Raw genomic sequence first — 18904 nt, 5'->3', positions numbered from 1 at the left:
CTTTTTCATACCTCAGTTTTTTCACAGCATACAATTTCAGAAATGAATATAGATACAAACCGCAACGCCAAATGGCGTGAGGAACTCCGCTCCGCTCTTGGCGCAAAAGAGCGCACATCGATTCCAAGAGCCGTAATCCCTCAACTCGATCCTAAATATCGCGTTCACTCCAACCATGAAGTGAATCAGGGTCTGTCACAGGCGCAGGCCGTGCTCGAAGCTACCCGCTGTCTCGATTGTCCCGATCCCCAGTGTATCAACGGTTGCCCTGTGTCAATCGAGATTCCTGCATTTATCAAAAATATCGAGCGGGGTGAAATCCTTACGGCTGCAAAGGTACTTAAACGCACAAGTGCGCTTCCGGCTGTCTGCGGCCGCGTCTGTCCGCAGGAAAAGCAGTGCGAGTCACGCTGCATCTACAATAAAATGAAGAAAGCACCTGTGGCCATCGGCTATCTCGAACGCTTTGCTGCTGACTTCGAACGAGAGAACAACCGTGCAAACAACATCCGTCCGCAAGCTCCTGATGTGGAGAAAAACGGCATGAGTATCGCAGTCGTAGGCTCAGGACCTGCCGGTCTGTCATTTGCCGGCGATATGATCAAGAAAGGATATAACGTAACCGTCTATGAAGCACTTCATGAGATAGGTGGCGTGTTGAAATACGGCATCCCCGAATTCCGCCTCCCGAATGTCGTTGTCGAAGCAGAAATCGATGGTCTGCGTGCCGAAGGCGTAAACTTTGTCAAGGACTGCGTGATCGGCAAGACTATTTCATACGATGAACTTCACAGGCTGGGCTATGACGGCATATTCGTAGCTTCCGGTGCGGGCCTGCCAAGATTCATGGGTATCCCCGGTGAGAACTTCATCGGCATAATGTCGGCCAACGAATATCTTACACGAATAAATCTTATGGGCGCAGGTCGCCCCGGTGAGGATACACCTGTACTCAAAGGTAACCGCGTAGCTGTGATCGGCGGCGGCAACACTGCGATGGATTCAGTGCGCACGGCACTGCGTCAAGGCGCAAAGACAGCCATGATCGTGTATCGCCGTAGTCTTGAAGAGATGCCTGCCCGCGTAGAGGAGGTACATCACGCGCAGGAGGAAGGCGTAGAGTTCATGACCCTCTGTAATCCCCTGGAGTATCTTGCCGATGAGAAAGGCCGCGTGAGGGCAATGCGTGTTCAGCGTATGGAGCTTGGCGAGCCTGATGCTTCCGGCCGACGCTCCCCCGTGGCCATCGAAGGTGCAATCGACGAGATTGAAGTGGATCTGGTGATCGTCAGTGTAGGTGTCTCCCCCAACCCACTTATCCCCAATGCCATTCCTGAACTTGAAGTCTCACGCCGTGGCACGATCGTTGTCAATGAAGAGAGTATGCAATCGTCGATCTACGACATATATGCCGGAGGCGACATTGTCCGCGGTGGCGCAACCGTAATCCTTGCTATGGGCGACGGCCGCAGAGCCGCAGCCGCTATGCACAAGGAGCTTATGAAACAGGAAAAGTAATTTTTTCAACGTCTGAATATGAACATACCATTCCGACACATACTGTTGGCCTCAATGATTTCCTCCGTGATGGTTGCATCGGCAATCACCCCGGAGGAGGTTACAAAGGCCGTGAACCTCGCTCGTGAGGCACCCAAGAACAAAGTTCTGAACCGCAAGGCCGGTGAAGCTCTGCAGGAAGCAGGCCGCTATAAAGAAGCGGTGAGCTTTTATCTTAAAGGTGACAACGCGGCAAATCTTGGCGCGGCAGAGTGTTACTTCTACCTCTATGATTTTGACAAAGCTGAGGAGCATCTTGATAAATATCTTGCGAAAAGGACAAAGGCAGAGGAAGCCAAGGACCAGAATTTCTCTTACGGTGATGGAAGTGAAATGATCGACTGGACTGAAAATCTGAGCAACCGTATCGAACTCGGCCGCTCAATGCTTGACCGTGTCGAACAGATCGAGATCGTAGATAGCATCAATGTCCCGGCCGAACAGTTTTTCAAATTTGTCAAGCTCGCAAAAAGTGCGGGTGCACTCGCGGATGATAGTGCGCTTGACAAAGCGGTCAACGCTACCGCTATGGAACAGCTTGGCGTCAACGGTCTGTGCTCACCGGTGTATGTCAGCGAATCAGGTGACGATATTATATGGTATGGTTCTACAGGGACAGGAAACTCAAAAGTATTCGAGTCAATACGTCTTGCCGATGGAAGTTGGGACAATCCGACGGAACTCTTCGACTATGCATCCATCTTCGGTGATTCTAACGGCTCGTGGGTATCCTACCCGTTTCTCATGTCGGATGGTATCACACTTTATTTCGCTGCAGACGGTGAAAACTCACTTGGTGAACTCGACATCTTCATCTCGCGCAGGGAATCGGACGGTTTCCTCCAACCTTCCAATATAGGTATGCCATATAATTCTCCTTACAATGACTACTTATATGCAATTGATGAGGAGAATGGTATCGGATGGTGGGTTTCAGACAGAAATCAACTGCAGGATTCTGTGACAATCTATACTTTTCTCCCTAAGGATCTGCGCGTCAATTATCCGGTAGAAACTCCGGATCTCGCCGACTATGCACGTGTAAGTTCCATAGCCATGACACAGAAAGGCGAAACTGATTATGCACAGATCCGAAAGCAGATAGCTGCTATCTCAAGCAATACCGGAAAGAAAAATGAGGATGAAATCCGCTTTGCTTTACCGGGAGGACGCATAATTACCTCTACTTCACAGTTGAGAAGTCCGCGGGCCGCTACGGCTTTGCGCGAATACTTTGCAGCAGGAGCAAAGGTCGAAAAGATGCGTCAGGACTTGGCCGCTATGCGCACAACCTACGCCAAACGTGATAAGTCAATCGGCCCCCGGATTCTGGCTGCGGAAAAAGAGCTTGAACAGAAGGAAGCTGAACTTAAACAGCTGAAGAACCGTGTGATCTCTCTTGAAAAGAACTAACCCTATAGTCTAATCCATTAATCCCCTAATTTTGCCTATGGAGATAACATTAATCCTGATTCTGATTGCAGTAGTAATCATTATCTGTATCTTCTTCTACTACGTCCCCTTCTTCCTGTGGATCTCGGCACGAGTAAGCGGAGTGAAGATCTCGCTCATGCAGTTATTCCTCATGCGCATACGAAATGTACCCGCCTCACTGATCGTGCGTGCCCTCATCGAGGCTCATAAAGCAGGTCTCAACGATGTCACACGCGATGATCTTGAAGCACACTACCTTGCCGGTGGTAATGTCGAGAAAGTGGTTCATGCACTCGTGTCGGCTTCAAAAGCCAACATTGACCTTGGTTTCAAGATGGCTACCGCTATCGATCTCGCAGGTCGTGACGTGTTTCAGGCCGTACAGATGTCAGTGAATCCCAAAGTGATTGAAACGCCTCACGTCACAGCCGTTGCTAAGGATGGTATTCAGCTTATCGCAATAGCCCGTGTGACAGTCCGTGCGAATATCCGTCAACTTGTCGGCGGTGCCGGTGAGGATACTGTGCTCGCCCGTGTCGGAGAAGGCATTGTATCATCTATCGGATCGTCTGAAAGCCACAAGCAGGTTCTTGAAAACCCCGACAACATCTCGAAACTCGTACTCCGCAAAGGTCTTGATTCGGGAACTGCGTTTGAGATCCTTTCGATCGACATCGCCGACATTGACATAGGTAAGAATATCGGTGCGGCTCTTCAGATCGATCAGGCTCAGGCAGACAAGAGTATCGCACAGGCCAAGGCGGAGGAACGCCGCGCTATGGCGATAGCTCTCGAACAGGAAATGCGTGCAAAGGCTCAGGAAGCACGTGCAAAAGTGATCGAGGCCGAAGCAGAATTACCGCGTGCTATGGCTCAAGCCTTCCTTTCAGGAAATCTCGGTATCATGGACTATTACCGCATGAAGAATATCGAATCCGATACCACCATGCGTCAGAACATAGCCAATCCTCCAACAACTAAATAAAGACCAGTGAACATAAGAGAAATTATAAGCTCGACAAGAGCGTATAACCTTCATTCTCATACTCAATTCTGTGACGGGCGCGCCGATATGGCGCGCTTTGTTGAAGCAGCCATCGAAGCCGGGATACAACATCTCGGCTTCACTCCTCATTCCCCGATTCCTATTGCATCGCCCTGCAATATGAGTGCTGATGCGGTTGATGAATATATCCGGACATTCCATAATCTCAAGGATGAACATGCAGGGGAAATCGATCTCTACCTGTCAATGGAAATTGATTATCTTGGCAAGAACTGGGGTGCATCACACGAGTATTTCAGAAACCTTCCGCTTGACTACCGACTCAGCTCGATTCATTTCATTCCGACTCAGGAAGGCGAATTGATCGACATCGACGGTAGTCCTAAGAGATTTATCGAAAAGATGCACACCAATTTCCATGATGACATCCGTTATGTGGTCGATACTTTTTACCGTCATACTCTTGACATGATCGAGGCAGGAGATTTCGACATAATCGGGCACTTCGATAAAGTGGGGTTCAATGCCTCACATTTCCGTCCCGGAATCGAGGATGAGGATTGGTACAGAAAACACCTCGACAATGTGATCGATGCTCTCATTGCAAAAGATATCATTATTGAGGTCAATACCAAAGCATGGGAAGCTCCGGTCGGAAGCACGGAAGAAGAAGTGAAGAAATATGTCCCGCGAATGTTCCCGTCGCCCCACACTGTAAGACGTCTAAGGGATGCAAGTGCTGTTCTCGCAGTCAACAGCGACGTACATTACCCTGAACGCATAACTTTCGGCCGTCAGGCTGCTTTCGATATAATTGACGGGAAGGTGTGACGAAAACGTACTGCATCAAACCTTATAAGACCATCCGCGGACTGGATTATCAGAAATTCAGCCCGCGGATGGTCTTATAATAAATTACGCTATCAATCGCCGAACAGAACCTTACGATCCCTCCGGGCTGCCGGTGCAACAATATCTTCCGGTATGAATCGCCAGTTTGTATCGACCTTTGGTGAAATAGAGCCACGCTTCTCTATCTCCTTGATGAGATAGTAGCGCAGATCCTTGTCAGTGGAGGAGAGTATGCGGGATTTCAATTGGTCATGGGGAATACCTGCACCTTTCGTCAACAGATCTCCACCGCCGTTGCCACGATAGGAATTGACAGCGACCTTATAGACCTTCCGAGGATCAAAGGGAGTGCCGTCACTCATGGAGATGATATTTATTTTCTCACCCTGAGGTTTGGTGACATCCACAGTATAATCTATACCTGACGCGGAGTCAAAATTATAGGACGGATTGAGAAGCTTGGCATAATCTCCCTTAGCAGCTGTCTTTTCACCTGAGAAAAGCAAAAGATTATCGTCAGCCGATTTCATCACATCAGTCCAAAGCGAATAGCTCATCTCAAGGTAGTCCTTGATCTCCTGTCCGGTCATAGAAATTGTGTAGAGCATATTCTCATACTTATACAAAGTAAACATATCGCTCATGCGAAGGTCACCTTTCTTGATCAGTGCGTCGAATGAAAGCGGTGCAGCGAGTGAAATATCAGCTCCGGAGATGGCCAGTTGTAAATCATGCAGAAGCGTCATGAAAGCCGAAGGACCGAAATAGGCATCACGGACGGAGAAATCACCTTCGGAAGAACCAAGTCGGCGGCTGACGAACTCTTTGATTTCCTGCTGTTCGGGATGAAATGCCTGCATAAAGGCAGAGTCTGGTTTGAGATTATTAAGGGGGGTAAGCAATCCGCTCACCTTTTTATCCACAATCTTTCCATCGGCATTTCTCGTAAAGGTTACCTCACCCTCGGCAAGATAGCCGGCACTATTGGCCGGATTCAGGATGACAGCCTTGGATTCAGGGTGCTTGCCGTCAGTGGAATTATAAAGCGTGTGATCATGACCCATGAATATCATATCGAATCCCGGCACTTGATCAGCCACAAGAAGCGAGGCATTTTCACGCCATTCACCCGTCATCTTCCCGGAATCATGACCTGAATGGAACAGTCCGACAAGAAGATCAGGTTTTTCATTTTCGAGAATATAGGGAACCCACTTGCGCGCGCTTTCCACCATATCCTCAAATTCCAATCCCGACCAAAGATTTTCAGGAAGCCACGCAGGGATGGCGGGAGTGAGGAGTCCGAGCACTACAACCTTGACTCCATCACGCTCGATCACGGCATAAGGCTGGAGATAGGGCTTCCCTGTCGAACGGTCAACGACATTCGCTCCGAGGAGAGGAAGATTTCCAAGATCGGCACGGTAACGGTCATAAACGGCATGACCTGTCTCCACATCATGATTACCTATCGTCTGCGCGTCATACGAAAGGTAGTTCAGCATCCGTGCTGTCGGATGTGGGACATCTGTCTTGATAAAATTATAATAATAAGCTGTGGGCTGTCCCTGAAGGATATCGCCGTTGTCAAGAAGAATTACACGGTCATTCCCCAAGGAGTCGCGCAACTGACGCACACGTGTGGCCACTCTTGCGAGTGATCCGTTTCCGGGTGTCATTTTTATAAAGTCATACGGAAAGAAATTTCCGTGAACGTCAGAAGTAGCTGCGATTTTAAACGTCAGCTCCTCGGCCGCGGTATTAGCCGCGCCGAGGAGTGATGATGCAATAGTCATTGCCAAAATGTATTTTTTCAAAATATATGTGATTATTGATTTTACAGTAGTCAAAATCCTGATTAAGTCCATAATGACTTACGGTCCAACACCCGTCAGGGATTCGGTCCGGTGTAGAGTGCGCGGACCTTACCAACCGGCAATGAGCCTTCCACTTTCAAAGGTATTCTCTGCCCATCAGTAGAGATCCAGCCGGAAATAGGCTCAGAACTTTCAACACCTCTGCGGGTAAAAGTGAAATTTATATAGTATGCCGGATATGACTGGCCATTTAAGCTCACATTCTGACGGCCCATATAAGTGATCCTCAGTTTTTCTTTCTTTGAACCTGAAAAGATATTGACTGTCACACCCTGTCCCTTCGACATATTATCGAAATCCAGAGTTCGGAGATAGAAGAACGAGCTGAGCATATCGACAGTCATACCCTGCGCCTCAAGATCGAGCGTTGAAGATGTAATCGGTTCACCGGGTGCTGAACGCTTGTAGCGTACAGCCTCTGCGGTAAATGTATTACCGTCGCGCTGGAAATTAAGCACGTCTTTCTTGTACTTTCCATTCTCGTGGGCAATATAGACGTAGTTGATAGGAAAGAAACCGTCTTTCGTCATTGTAGAGTAAAGAGTGTCGCGCAACATGTAGATACTGTTGGCCCACGGTGCGTTTTCAGCATAAAGGGATGCCTTGTAACAATCGCCCTCATTTTGGAGCGACATGGTTGCGTAGCCTGCCACTTTATTAATGAAACCCCATTTATACATAACATCGTAGGTCAGAGTTTCATCCTCAAGTGCCACAGGGGTTGCCGCGTTTGCGGCTGAAGCAATGATGAACAAGCCGAAAAAGGCTTTAAAAAATTTATGTTTCATACAAAACCGTATTTGATACGTTTTATCAATCTGCCGTGAGTTCGCGGAATGGCAGAACCGAACGGTAGGACTGCTCGATGCGTTTATTGCGCCAGCACTTGCGGCATACGGCAATATAGCGGTCGTCGCCACCGATCTCTACCTGCTCTCCCTCCTCCACGAAATCTCCGTTACGGTCTATTCTTGCGTTGATGATTGTCTTTCGGCCACATGTACATGTCGATTTTATCTCATCAATAGTATCTGCAATTTCAAACAGACGGCGCGAACCTTCAAAAAGGTTACTCTTGAAGTCGGTACGCAGTCCATAGCAGATGACATTGCTGCCGAAATCATCCACGACACGTGCAAGCTGATCCACCTGTTCCACTGTAAGAAACTGCGCTTCATCTACCAGAAACCAGTCGATGACAGCCTCCGATTCCTCCGACAACTGTCTTGCCATCTCATAAAGGTTTGTATCATGATAGACCCATCTGCACTCACGCTGGATGCCGATACGCGACTTGATCACATTGGTCAGGTCACGAGTATCGACTACCGGTTTCAGGCAGACATATTTCATGTGCCGTTCCTCAAAATTGTAGGCCGTTGTCAGAAGGATAGCGGTCTTTGCCGACCCCATCGTGCCGTAACGGAAATAAAGTTTACCTTTCCTGTTCATCTTTCCATGTATAAGATTTCACAGCAAAGGTAAGGATTTTTTTCTTATTGCGGTGTGCCCTGACGGGTAAACACGCAATCCATATTACCGATCTCGAATTTCAGTAACGTGCCTTTGACCTTTACATCGTCGAGATGACGGATCGAGGAATAGCGCACTTCCAAAGCCCGCTTCATATTTGAAGTTACAGCCTGCGCTACAGACGGACGCATTGTCTCTATCTCCGGGGTCTGCGTGCCTATCATGTTTCCCTCGGCCACAATCTGATCGGGATCGACCATAACATTTAATGTGGCAGGATCAAGAGCGACCGTTATCTCATCGTCATCAATAGCGGTCCATGTGCCACTGATGGTCGAACGCGCAGAAGCTGTAAGAGTGAGAGGCTGCTCGATTCCTGTATCAGCCAATACCTGCGTTGAGATAGTCAGCATTCCGGCTATGGTTATGCTTCCGGTCTTACCGCCATTTTCAGGTGCAGCGAAATCATAAGTCTCAAGAATAGTTGTTGAGGCAACTGAATTGTCCATAAAATTCTCAGGCGTACCGCTCCAAGAACCTTGGATATCTTTGGCCAGACGGCTGCTGCCGTCACATGACACAAGAGAAAGCGCTGCAAAAATGCAGGCAGAAGTGATCAAACCTTTCATTGTCTTTAATTGTAGTTATTAACTATTTTTACCAAATAAACACTCATGTATTAAGATTAGTTTCGTGGCTATCGGAAAAAATGATTAATTTTGTGTGGCGGATATGGTCGTATGACCCTGTCAGCAGGAGATTCCATATCCTTTTTATCCCATTATCCAACAATTAAAAATCCAAGTCAAGGTGAGCGTCAACAAAGTCATACTTATAGGTAACGTGGGTGGCAATCCCGAAATCCGCTATATAGAATCACGGCCTATAGCTACTATACGGCTTGCGACAAACGAGCGCGAACGCACACGCCCCGACGGAACAAAGATCCCTGAAAGAACGGAATGGCACACTATAATAATGTGGGATGCCGCGGCTGAGTTTGCCGAAAAATATATCCGCACAGGCACACGCCTCTATGTGGAAGGGAAGATACGCTATCGGATATGGGAGGACCGTAATGCCATCAAGCGCACGGTAACAGAAATATATGTGGATAACTTCGAGTTGCTTGGAGCTGGGAAGTGACGCTTATCATCTACGGTTTTCTACCTGCCTTTCCCGCCTCGAGTTTTCAATCAAATAATGAAGGATAGGATTTACGCTGTCCCTGCCCGGTTGATGCATAGAAGCTGGCCGACATGTTAGGTTTAGCCTGCGTGTTGAGAACGACATTGTGTTGCTGTACCCACCCTTGGGTGCTGTTGCGTATTCTTAATGTAACCACTCCTTTTGTCATTTCTGCCTGACTTTTGACATGACGGAGCACATCGCCCATTGACTCTGCACCACGCAGACTGGTCGAAAGAAGAGTCACACCGCTGCTGAGAGCGGTAACATAGAGGGTGTCTGTTCTATTGATAGCTGTCATAATCAGAATATTTATGGTTAAAATTACTCCGGAGAGATTAATCTCCTGATTATAATGCAAATTTACCGCGATAGATGTGCCAATATTAAGCACACCAATTAAAATGAAGGTTAAAATGTCGTTATATACATGATTTTTTATATGTGATATGATGAACAGAGAATTTAATTGGGATGTTTGAATAAAAGCAACCCAACCTGTTATGAGAAAAATAATTCACGTTTTGACTATTGCATGCGGAATAATCTTCTGCTCAACTCAGATCTCATCCGCACAAAGCACCAATAGGGATCTTTTGAAACGAAATGTCCCTGACCGATGGATGTATGCCTCCGAAATGGAGCAGACTCTCCCCAGTGATGACCAGTGGTGGAAACGATTCAACGATCCGCTTCTTGACTCACTGATTTCCGTCGGTATGGACAATAATTTCAATGTACTGACAGCCCTCCACCGCATGGATATGGCAAAAGCCCAGATAAAAAGTGCGGAGGCGAGCTATTATCCTACCTTCGGACTCAGCGGAGGCTACACGAAAAGCCGCAGTGCAGGTGCAATGAGCGGCAGTAAAGTCCCGTCAAGCAATTCGAGCTATTTCAATCTCGGAGCAAACATGCAGTGGGAAATCGACGTATTCGGAAGGATCACTGACGGCGTGAAAAACAAAAAAGCTCTCTATCAGGTGAGCCGTGCGGACTACATGAGTTCCATGATCAGTCTTGCCGCAGATATAGCCACATATTATTTCAATCTCCGAATATTCCAGCGTCAGCTCTATGTCACCAAGGAACATCTTGCATCTCAGGAAAGAGTAGTTGAAATAGTAAAAGCCCGTTTTGAAGCCGGATTGGTGTCAAAACTCGATGTCGCACAAGCTCTGACCGTATATTATTCTACGGAAGCTACCGTCCCGCAACTTGAATCATCCATGAAACAAGCCGAAAACGCGATAGCAATCCTCCTCGGAGTATATCCTGAAGATCTTGCTCCACAACTTGAGGCTTCGTGGACCACACCTGACTTCCGACATCTCGTCCCTGCCGGAGTTCCTGCCAATCTTCTTCGACGCCGTCCTGACATCATCGCGGCTGAAAGTGAGGTCAGCGCATACGCCGCGCAACTCGGCGTAGCGAAAAAGGATTTTCTCCCCACCCTCACACTCAACGGTACAATAGGCGTAGGCGCACATGAGATTAACGATATGTTCAAGAACAATAGTCTGACGTACAGCATAGCCCCCACATTGTCATGGACGCTATTCGACGGATTCGCACGAAAAGCAGCTGTCAGCGAAGCTAAGGAGCAGATGAAAATCGGAATTGAGAACTATAATCAGACCGTCATGACGGCTATTCAGGAAGTCGATAACGCAATGCTATCCTACTCCGCAGCCCTCCACGCGATAGACAGCTACACCAATGTCATCAATCAATGCGACGAATCATTTCATCTGTCCGTGGATCTATATAAGGAGGGTCTGACAGCATTCACAAACGTCGTCGATTCTCAGATCAATAGTCTTACATACGCCAACACACTTATTTCAGCGAGAGGTAATGCCTTTATCAGCCTGATAGACTTGTACAAATCATTAGGAGGCTCGCCAATCGAATAACCATAATTCCATTCAATCATCCAAGTTTATTATTCCTGCATTATGAATAAGAATTTAGCATTGGCAGCCGTTGCCGCCGGTTTACTCGCCGTATCATGTGGCGGACATAAGAAAGATGAAATCCATGGCGCAGAAGAGGCCATTGACGTCGCGCTCCCGGAAGTGGATTCCGTGACACTCAGCAACACTTATCCCGGAGTGCTGACAGCAGCGCAGAAAGTCGATGTGGTGGCGCGCGTGAGCGGTCAGCTCCTATCCAAAAATTATGAGGGTGGCCAATATGTAAATAAAGGCGACCTACTATTCCGCATAGAGGACAGTAAGTATCGTGACGCTGTCCAGCAGGCCAACGCAGCTCTCGCCACCGCCATGAGCGAGAGAGATTATGCCAACAGTCACTATGAAGCCGTGAAAAAAGCCCTTGAGAGCGATGCCGTGTCCAAGATGGAAGTAAACGAGGCTGAAAGCAATCTGCGTCAGGCCGAGGCGAGCATAAAGAACGCTCGTGCGGCGTTAGAGACCGCAAGGACAAATCTGAGCTATTGCACCATTACGGCTCCGATATCAGGAGTCATAACATCCGCATCAATGGATGCAGGTAACTATGTCAACGGTGAGGGTAACGCGGTAAAGATGACCACCATATATGATAATTCAAGCCTTACCGCAAATTTCTCTGTGGAAAGCTCGCAGGATATCGACATGGAGATGATCGACAGTTCTTTCCTGTCCCACATACCTCTGATGTTCTCCGACTCCGTAAAGCATACATATTACGGAGATCTTAGCTACGTCGCTCCTAATCTTGATACATCAACAGGAACACTTGCTCTCCAGTGCAAGATCCAGAACACTTATGATGAACTCCGCCCCGGAATGTTTGTAAAAGTTGATCTGCCCTACAAAGTCGAGCCGAAAGCCATTCTTGTCAAAGATGCCTCGATCAGCACCGACCAGTTAGGAAAATATCTGTATGTGGTCAATGATTCCAATACCGTGGTCTATACTCCTATAAAAGTAGGTCCGCTCTACCACGACTCACTTCGCGTAGTTGTGTCAGGTATCACACCGGATTCAAAATATGTAACCAAAGCACTCCTGAAAGTCAGGGAGGGAATGAAAGTCAACCCCAAGCTTGTCAAATAGACCCGGCTACAGTTGACATCAGCCCGATGAAATGATTTCAGAAATCTATTAATCCACCCCTAATTTTCAGTAAAGAGATGTTTTCAAGATTTTTTATAGACCGTCCTATATTTGCCACGGTACTGGCAATATTGATGGTGATTGTCGGCCTTATGACCGTCAAGAGTCTGCCAATCTCACAGTATCCCGACATCACTCCCCCGACAGTTATGGTGTCTGCCTCCTATCCCGGCGCAGATGCAGCTACGGTGGCAAAAGTTGTCGGCGAACCTATCGAAGAGCAGATCAACGGCGTAGAAGGAATGATGTACATGAGTTCGAACTCAAGCGACGGCTCGTATAATCTGACTATAACATTCGAGAATGGAACAAATCTCGATGATGCAGCCGTGAAGGTTCAGAATCGTGTCTCTCTTGCAGAGGCTACCCTCCCGACGGCCGTCAAGGAGCAAGGCATATCGGTGACTTCAGAGTCATCCAACATCATCCTCTTCATTGCACTTGAGGGTGACAACAGCAGCCGCTACGACGCGCTCTATCTAACCAACTATGCGCAGCTCAACATCATCGACGAGCTTTCACGTATCGACGGTGTAGGTGGTGCGGCTGCCTTCGGTGCAGGTAAGTACAGTATGCGCGTATGGCTTGATCCTGAAAAAATGCGTTACTATGATCTCACGCCTTCAGATGTGAGCGCGATGATCCAGTCGCAGAATCTCGAAGTATCAGCCGGTAGCGTGGGCACGCCGCCTGTCAATAACGGAGTGGAATTCGAGTTCACATTGACCTCTCAAGGTCAGCTCAAAAGTGCCGAGCAGTTCGGTGACATCATTATCCGTTCGGCAGCCAACGGAGGTCTGCTCCGTCTCAAAGACATTGCAAAAGTTGAACTCGGAAGCCAAAGTTACTCCGGAGACGCTTCCGTGTCGGGTAAACCGGCAGGATTGATCGGCGTTCAGCAGCTCCCCGGAGCGAATGCTCTTGAGGTGGCAAATAAGGTTAAGGCCAAGATGGAAGATCTCTCAGAATATTTTCCATCGGGAGTTAACTATCGTGTAATTCTTGATACCACTGAATTTGTCACCGCATCTATTGACGAGGTGTTGGTAACGTTTGTCGAAACCACCCTTATCGTGATGATTGTCATTCTCATCTTCCTTCAGAGCTGGCGTGCGGTGATCATTCCGATGATAGCGATTCCGGTCTCACTTATAGCCACGTTCGCTGTAATGAAGCTTCTCGGTTTCTCGCTCAATACGCTTACTCTTTTCGGTCTCGTACTTGCAATTGCCATAGTCGTCGATGATGCGATAGTCGTCGTGGAGGACTGTGCTCGACTGGTTCAGGAGGGGAAACTGACCCCACGGCAGAGTGCTGAAAAAGCCATGGTCGAACTTGAAGGCCCGGTGATCGGCGAGGTGCTCGTACTACTCTCCGTATTCATCCCGACTGCATTCATCAGCGGTATCACAGGCGAGCTCTACAAACAGTTTGCATTAACCATCGCTACATCTGTAGCCTTCTCAGGCTTTAATGCACTCACATTCACACCGGCCATGTGTGCGCTCTTCCTCCGTAAGAAATCCGATCCCAACCCTCACTTCTTTCTCTACAAATGGTTCAACAAGGGCTATGGCTCTGTCCTCAAACACTACACTTCAACAATCGGGAAACTCCTGAAACACCCCATTGTCGCCATAGGTATATATTTCGGTCTTTGCGTCCTTGCCTTCTGGGGATTTGTGAAAATTCCGTCGAGCTACATTCCGCAGGAGGATATGGGCTACTTCATGACTTCCATTCAGCTGCCGACGGGTGCATCGCTTGAACGCACGGAAGAAGTCGTTGATAAACTTACTGACCAGATCAAGGATATCGAAGAAGTAAAGGACATCATCTCGATCTCCGGTCAGTCAATGATGGGTGGTGGTTCAGGTGGTAATATGGCATCACTGTTCGTAGTGCTCAAGCCTTGGAGTGAACGCCGTGGTAAATCTCATGATGTGAATGCCGTGATGGATAAGGTCAACGCGATAGCGGCTTCCTATCAGGAACCCATCGTGTTCTCCATCAATCCCCCCGCCATTCCCGGTCTCGGCATGACATCAGGTATGGAGATGCAGATTCTTGACATTAACAATCTTGGCGCGGATGCGCTTCAGGAGACACTGCGTGAAATGCAGGCTGCGGCCGCCAAGGATAAGAGACTGGCTCAGATGACCACTATGTTCCAAGCCGGCGTTCCGCAATATCGCATTGACATTGATCGTGACAAGGCCAAACTTATGGGTCTGACGATTGACAACATCTATAGCACCCTCGCTCAATTCATGGGCGGCAGCTATGTGAATGACTTCGTCGAATTCGGACGCACCTATCAGGTCAATATGAGTGGTAATAGCCTCACACGAAGCAGCATCGACCAGATCCCGAATCTGACGGTAAGGAACAATGATGACGAGATGGTCCCATTCTCATCATTCGCAAGCATTGTTCCGACAATGGGACAATCTACGGTGAGCCGTTACAACATGTATAACTCCGCATCCATTACCGGTACTCCTGCAGCCAACGTATCAAGTTCAGATGCTATCGCGGCTATGGAGGAGGTACTCAAGGAAACCGTAGGCGACAGATTTGCCTACGCATGGACAGGCGAGGCTTATCAGGAGACCCAGTCCGGAACGACAATATCTTTCGTGCTGATTTTCGCAATCATCATAACGATCCTCGTGTTAGCCGCACAGTATGAAAGCTGGACCGATCCGCTTGCAGTTGTCGTGGCCATGCCTACAGCCATCTTCGGAACTGTGCTTGGCTGTATGTTCCTTTCGCAATCCATATCAATCTACACGCAGATCGGTATAATACTACTGCTCGGTCTCGCGGCCAAGAATGCGATCCTTATTGTCGAGTATGCCCGTGATTTCCATGCGGCCGGCCAGAGCATACGTCAGGCTGCGGCCGATGCGGGTAGCATCCGCTTCCGCCCTATCATGATGACAGCATTCGCATTTGTCTTCGGTGTCCTCCCCATGCTGTTCGCTACGGGTGCAGGCGCACAGTCCCGAATCGCACTCGGCACGGCTGTGGTATTCGGTATGGCGACAAATGCCATCGCCGGCACTCTGTTCGTACCGGGATTCTGGGAACTTTTCGAGAGATTCCGCGAGAAGTACCTTTCGAAAATCTTCGCAGCCTCCACCGGTGGCAATTCGCAGCCGGGACAATCCGGGTCCGACACCCCGACTTCGGGTACAGGTAGTGGATCGGTATAATTTCCGGATCACCTACACAGGCCTTTTAATCTCTATTATAATCGAATACTGCCTGAAATCCGATTGCGGGATTTCAGGCAGTATTCCTATAAATATATGTGTATATCTCCGAAAATGCGCCATTCAACGGATTAAAGTAAGAAAGTTTAGGATTTTTTTGTAACTTTGCCGTAGAAAAGATTTACAGCATGACAATGGCGTCAAAGACCCGCGAAAGACTTCTGGACGTTGCCCGTCAACTCTTTGCCAGCAATGGTGTTGAAAAGACTACGATGAACGACATTGCCACCGCCTCTGACAAGGGGCGGCGCACCATCTATACATATTTCAAAAATAAAAAAGAGATATACGATGCTGTGATCGAACGCGAGAGTGAGGCCATAGTGATGAAACTCAGAAATGTGGTCATTTCCAATCTCGCGCCGGCCGAAAAACTCAAACGCTTCCTTGAGGCTCGATTTGATATCGTGGAGGAGACCATCCGTGAATCCACCACCAGTCAGATCATTTCATATATCACACTCGACTATAAGCGTCTTGAGCGCATACGCACACTCGCAGTCGCTAAGGAAAAGGGGCTGATCTCGCAGATGATCGACGAAGGTGTCAGTCAAGGCGTGTTCGATCCTGTCCAGTCAAGATTGTTTCCGGGAGTCTATGAAATGATTTTTCAAGGATTTGACTTCTGCCATCTGCGCAGCAACTTTGCGGATTTCAACCTCACAGCGGAGGAGATCCGTGAATCGGTCATCCATTTTCTGATCAATACGCTTGTTATTAAACCAACAACATAGTTCAACTAAAAGACATTTCAAAAAAATGAAATTACTTGAAGGAAAAGTAGCACTCATCACCGGCGCCGCCCGTGGTATCGGTAAGAGTATCGCCCTTAAATTCGCACAGAAAGGTGCAAATATCGCCTTCACTGACCTTAACCGCGATGAAAACATGGAAGCCACCGAGAAGGAACTTGAAGCTCTCGGCGTAAAGGCTAAGGGATATGCCTCAAATGCAGCTGACTTCGCTCAGACCGAGGAAGTCGTTGCTAAGGTAAAGGAAGATTTCGGTCATATCGACATTCTCGTCAACAATGCAGGTATCACTAAGGACGGCCTTATGATGCGTATGACTGAGGCTCAGTGGGATGCAGTGATCGCAGTCAACCTCAAGAGCGCGTTCAACTTCATTCATGCAGTCCTCCCCATCATGATGCGCCAGCGCAGCGGTTCCATCATCAATATGGCATCAGTTGTAGGCGTACACGGCAACGCAGGTCAGGCAAACTATGCTGCATCCAAGGCCGGTCTTATCGCTCTCGCAAAGAGTATCGCTCAGGAAGTCGGCTCGCGCGGCATCCGTGCCAACGCTATTGCCCCCGGCTTCATCGAGACAGCCATGACTGCCGCCCTCCCCGACGAAGTGCGTAAGGAATGGGCTCTCAAAATTCCTCTCCGCCGTGCCGGTCAGGTCGAGGACATCGCCAATGTCGCCACCTTCCTTGCATCAGACATGTCAAGCTACGTGTCAGGTCAGGTCATTCAGGTGGACGGTGGCATGAACATGTAATAAGCCGTTAACGTTTTCTTGACATAAGGGCACGGTCAACCGGATTTTCCGTAATCACCGGTCCTTATGTCATTCCTTATAATACAACGCTCACAATACCGAATGCTGACATACAACACTCAACTCAAACATCTCATTCTGCCGGAATACGGTCGTAATATCCATCAAATGGTTGACCATTGCCTCACAATCGAGGACAGGGATGAGCGCACACGTTGCGCCCACTCTATCGTCAACAGCATGGCCAAGCTTTTTCCGAAGATCCGTGAAGAAGAGGACTATCAGCGTAAACTTTGGGATCACCTTGCAATCATGAGTGATTTCAGTCTTGATATCGACTGGCCATTCGAGACACTTAAATCGGACAATTTCAATTCTCGTCCTGAAAAAGTGCCCTATACGGCGGAACACATCCGTTACCGTCATTATGGAAAAGATGTAGAGCTGATGATACGCAAGGCTGTCAGCATGGATGAGGGTCCGGAACGCGACGAACTTGTGCTGCTCATAGCCAACCACATGAAGAAACTTCTGCTCGGCGTCAACCCCGACGGTGTTGAGGATGTGAAGATATTCAAAGATCTTGCCGAATATTCCCACGGCGCACTGCGTCTTGATCCGGAGACCGTAAGATTACACGAGTTCAAGATAATCGCACCTCCGGCTGCAAGCAAGAAAAAGAAAAAGAGATAAGTCTAATCAACTAATCAATATAAATCAGGAACGTGATAAAGCTGTCGGAAATCGCTGAAGCCGGTCATTTCAACAAAGCCCACGGAATTAAGGGCGAGATGTCGGCCACTCTTGATCTGGATCTTGACCTCGATGAGATCAAATGTATCATTATCCCTATCGAGGGAATTTTCGTGCCGTTTTTTGTGAAATCATGGCGTCCGCGGACAGCCGACACATGCCTGCTTTCGCTTGAGGGCATTGACAATGAGGTCCGGGCACAGGAATTCAATAATATGCCCTTCTACATCCTTCGCTCTGACATTCCTGAAGATGACGAGGATGAGTATGATGACGAGGAAGGTTTTTATGCTTCTGACCTGATCGGTTACAAAGTTCATGATCTCAACCTCGGAGACATCGGTATGATTTCAGGTATCAATGACGCGACAGAGAATGTCCTCTTCCTGATCACAACTCCGGCCGGCGAAGAAATTTTCGTTCCCGTAGCGGATGAATATATTGAATCCATTGATCACGACTCAGAAGTAATCACTACCGATCTCCCGACAGGACTTATAGACTTAAATAGTTGAAACTTATGAAAGAATTTGACGAAAAAGAAGCTATCAACGCCATGCATGCCGTCCTCTCCGATGAAAGCTCGGTCCTTTATGACGATGATGAACTGCTCAATGTCATTGACATTATCTGGGACTGGTATGATGATCAGGGACTCCTTGACATCGATACTGAAGCAGATGATGAGGATATCAACACCGATGCCCTCATAAAGCATGTCGGCAAGATGCTCGCTAAAGATAGTGATTCCCCCATCCGACGCGAGGACGTAGAGCCATTGGTCATGGCTGAGCTCCGTTACGAACAGTCACTTGAAGAGTTCTGACCTCTTCTGTGGAAAACTCTACAATAAGCAAC

At 48.2% G+C, this 18904-nt stretch carries 18 protein-coding genes; 13 read left to right on the top strand and 5 right to left on the bottom strand.

From position 1 onward, the window contains the following. The first annotated feature begins 42 nt into the window (after positions 1–42). Genes gltA through K2G41_RS01000 form a run of 4 tightly spaced genes read left to right on the top strand, consistent with a single transcriptional unit; the run spans position 43 to position 4828 of the window. Positions 43–1518 carry an NADPH-dependent glutamate synthase gene (gene gltA, locus K2G41_RS01015; RefSeq protein WP_300113153.1) on the top strand — a complete coding sequence of 492 codons (1476 nt, stop codon included), beginning with the start codon at positions 43–45 and terminating at the stop codon, positions 1516–1518. 18 nt (positions 1519–1536) lie between these two features. Continuing rightward, complete coding sequence (locus tag K2G41_RS01010; protein ID WP_300113151.1) at positions 1537–2970, top strand: hypothetical protein; 1434 nt, start codon at positions 1537–1539, stop codon at positions 2968–2970. 37 nt (positions 2971–3007) lie between these two features. Continuing rightward, positions 3008–3976 carry a flotillin-like protein FloA gene (gene floA / locus K2G41_RS01005; RefSeq protein WP_300113148.1) on the top strand — a complete coding sequence of 323 codons (969 nt, stop codon included), beginning with the start codon at positions 3008–3010 and terminating at the stop codon, positions 3974–3976. A gap of 6 nt (positions 3977–3982) precedes the next feature. Then, positions 3983–4828, top strand: coding sequence for a histidinol-phosphatase HisJ family protein (locus K2G41_RS01000; RefSeq protein WP_300113145.1), 846 nt, complete (start codon positions 3983–3985; stop codon positions 4826–4828). 92 nt (positions 4829–4920) lie between these two features. Here the strand turns inward: K2G41_RS01000 and K2G41_RS00995 are convergent, their stop codons facing one another. From K2G41_RS00995 to K2G41_RS00980, 4 genes are all read right to left on the bottom strand, one after another. Continuing rightward, positions 4921–6645, bottom strand: coding sequence for a 5'-nucleotidase C-terminal domain-containing protein (locus K2G41_RS00995; protein WP_300113142.1), 1725 nt, complete (start codon positions 6643–6645; stop codon positions 4921–4923). Positions 6646–6740: 95 nt separating this feature from the next. Beyond that, on the bottom strand, positions 6741–7514 hold the full coding sequence (locus K2G41_RS00990; RefSeq protein ID WP_300113140.1) for a DUF3108 domain-containing protein: 774 nt from the start codon (positions 7512–7514) through the stop codon (positions 6741–6743). A gap of 25 nt (positions 7515–7539) precedes the next feature. Next, complete coding sequence (locus tag K2G41_RS00985; protein WP_300113137.1) at positions 7540–8178, bottom strand: thymidine kinase; 639 nt, start codon at positions 8176–8178, stop codon at positions 7540–7542. Positions 8179–8222: 44 nt separating this feature from the next. Continuing rightward, entirely contained in the window at positions 8223–8828 is a 606-nt protein-coding gene (locus K2G41_RS00980) for a hypothetical protein (protein WP_300113134.1), read from the bottom strand. A gap of 181 nt (positions 8829–9009) precedes the next feature. Between K2G41_RS00980 and ssb the strand changes: the two genes are divergently transcribed. After that, entirely contained in the window at positions 9010–9345 is a 336-nt protein-coding gene (gene ssb, locus K2G41_RS00975) for a single-stranded DNA-binding protein (protein WP_300113131.1), read from the top strand. 46 nt (positions 9346–9391) lie between these two features. On the opposite strand, the gene K2G41_RS00970 is transcribed toward ssb, so the two are convergent. Further along, the gene (locus K2G41_RS00970; protein WP_300113128.1) at positions 9392–9688 is read right to left on the bottom strand and encodes a hypothetical protein; all 297 of its coding nucleotides are present in this window, start codon (positions 9686–9688) and stop codon (positions 9392–9394) included. Positions 9689–9983: 295 nt separating this feature from the next. Between K2G41_RS00970 and K2G41_RS00965 the strand changes: the two genes are divergently transcribed. The 8 genes from K2G41_RS00965 (at position 9984) to K2G41_RS00930 (ending at position 18872) form a co-directional block, all read left to right on the top strand. Next, on the top strand, positions 9984–11303 hold the full coding sequence (locus tag K2G41_RS00965; protein WP_300113125.1) for an efflux transporter outer membrane subunit: 1320 nt from the start codon (positions 9984–9986) through the stop codon (positions 11301–11303). A 42-nt stretch (positions 11304–11345) separates the two neighbouring features. Further along, entirely contained in the window at positions 11346–12449 is a 1104-nt protein-coding gene (locus K2G41_RS00960) for an efflux RND transporter periplasmic adaptor subunit (RefSeq protein WP_300113122.1), read from the top strand. Positions 12450–12526: 77 nt separating this feature from the next. Next, entirely contained in the window at positions 12527–15727 is a 3201-nt protein-coding gene (locus K2G41_RS00955) for a multidrug efflux RND transporter permease subunit (RefSeq protein WP_300113119.1), read from the top strand. A gap of 188 nt (positions 15728–15915) precedes the next feature. Further along, positions 15916–16521 carry a TetR/AcrR family transcriptional regulator gene (locus tag K2G41_RS00950; RefSeq protein ID WP_300113116.1) on the top strand — a complete coding sequence of 202 codons (606 nt, stop codon included), beginning with the start codon at positions 15916–15918 and terminating at the stop codon, positions 16519–16521. A 25-nt stretch (positions 16522–16546) separates the two neighbouring features. Beyond that, positions 16547–17293: a 3-oxoacyl-[acyl-carrier-protein] reductase gene (fabG, locus tag K2G41_RS00945; RefSeq protein ID WP_300113114.1), complete on the top strand. Its 747-nt coding sequence runs from the start codon at positions 16547–16549 to the stop codon at positions 17291–17293. Between the two features lie 66 nt (positions 17294–17359). Continuing rightward, complete coding sequence (locus K2G41_RS00940; protein ID WP_366145368.1) at positions 17360–17986, top strand: DUF4290 domain-containing protein; 627 nt, start codon at positions 17360–17362, stop codon at positions 17984–17986. Positions 17987–18018: 32 nt separating this feature from the next. Beyond that, positions 18019–18561, top strand: a complete 543-nt coding sequence (gene rimM, locus K2G41_RS00935; RefSeq protein WP_300113108.1) for a ribosome maturation factor RimM — start codon at positions 18019–18021, stop codon at positions 18559–18561. A gap of 5 nt (positions 18562–18566) precedes the next feature. Beyond that, on the top strand, positions 18567–18872 hold the full coding sequence (locus K2G41_RS00930) for a hypothetical protein (RefSeq protein WP_300113105.1): 306 nt from the start codon (positions 18567–18569) through the stop codon (positions 18870–18872). Positions 18873–18904 lie beyond the last annotated feature (32 nt).

It is taken from the genome of Duncaniella sp., from assembly GCF_029056165.1.
GTDB lineage: Bacteria > Bacteroidota > Bacteroidia > Bacteroidales > Muribaculaceae > Duncaniella.
The sequence above is the reverse complement of the archived record's forward strand: the minus strand, read 5'-3'. Positions and strand labels throughout refer to the sequence as shown.

Bases quoted from the DNA above. Each gene is read 5' to 3' on its own strand.
- K2G41_RS00990 (WP_300113140.1), bottom strand. From the start codon at position 7,514: ATGAAACATAAATTTTTTAAAGCCTTTTTCGGCTTGTTCATCATTGCT.
- K2G41_RS00960 (WP_300113122.1), top strand. From the start codon at position 11,346: ATGAATAAGAATTTAGCATTGGCAGCCGTTGCCGCCGGTTTACTCGCC.
- K2G41_RS00995 (WP_300113142.1), bottom strand. From the start codon at position 6,645: ATGACTATTGCATCATCACTCCTCGGCGCGGCTAATACCGCGGCCGAG.
- K2G41_RS00955 (WP_300113119.1), top strand. From the start codon at position 12,527: ATGTTTTCAAGATTTTTTATAGACCGTCCTATATTTGCCACGGTACTG.
- K2G41_RS00985 (WP_300113137.1), bottom strand. From the start codon at position 8,178: ATGAACAGGAAAGGTAAACTTTATTTCCGTTACGGCACGATGGGGTCG.
- gltA (WP_300113153.1), top strand. From the start codon at position 43: ATGAATATAGATACAAACCGCAACGCCAAATGGCGTGAGGAACTCCGC.
- K2G41_RS00940 (WP_366145368.1), top strand. From the start codon at position 17,360: ATGTCATTCCTTATAATACAACGCTCACAATACCGAATGCTGACATAC.
- K2G41_RS00930 (WP_300113105.1), top strand. From the start codon at position 18,567: ATGAAAGAATTTGACGAAAAAGAAGCTATCAACGCCATGCATGCCGTC.
- K2G41_RS01010 (WP_300113151.1), top strand. From the start codon at position 1,537: ATGAACATACCATTCCGACACATACTGTTGGCCTCAATGATTTCCTCC.
- K2G41_RS00970 (WP_300113128.1), bottom strand. From the start codon at position 9,688: ATGACAGCTATCAATAGAACAGACACCCTCTATGTTACCGCTCTCAGC.
- floA (WP_300113148.1), top strand. From the start codon at position 3,008: ATGGAGATAACATTAATCCTGATTCTGATTGCAGTAGTAATCATTATC.
- K2G41_RS00950 (WP_300113116.1), top strand. From the start codon at position 15,916: ATGACAATGGCGTCAAAGACCCGCGAAAGACTTCTGGACGTTGCCCGT.
- K2G41_RS00980 (WP_300113134.1), bottom strand. From the start codon at position 8,828: ATGAAAGGTTTGATCACTTCTGCCTGCATTTTTGCAGCGCTTTCTCTT.
- fabG (WP_300113114.1), top strand. From the start codon at position 16,547: ATGAAATTACTTGAAGGAAAAGTAGCACTCATCACCGGCGCCGCCCGT.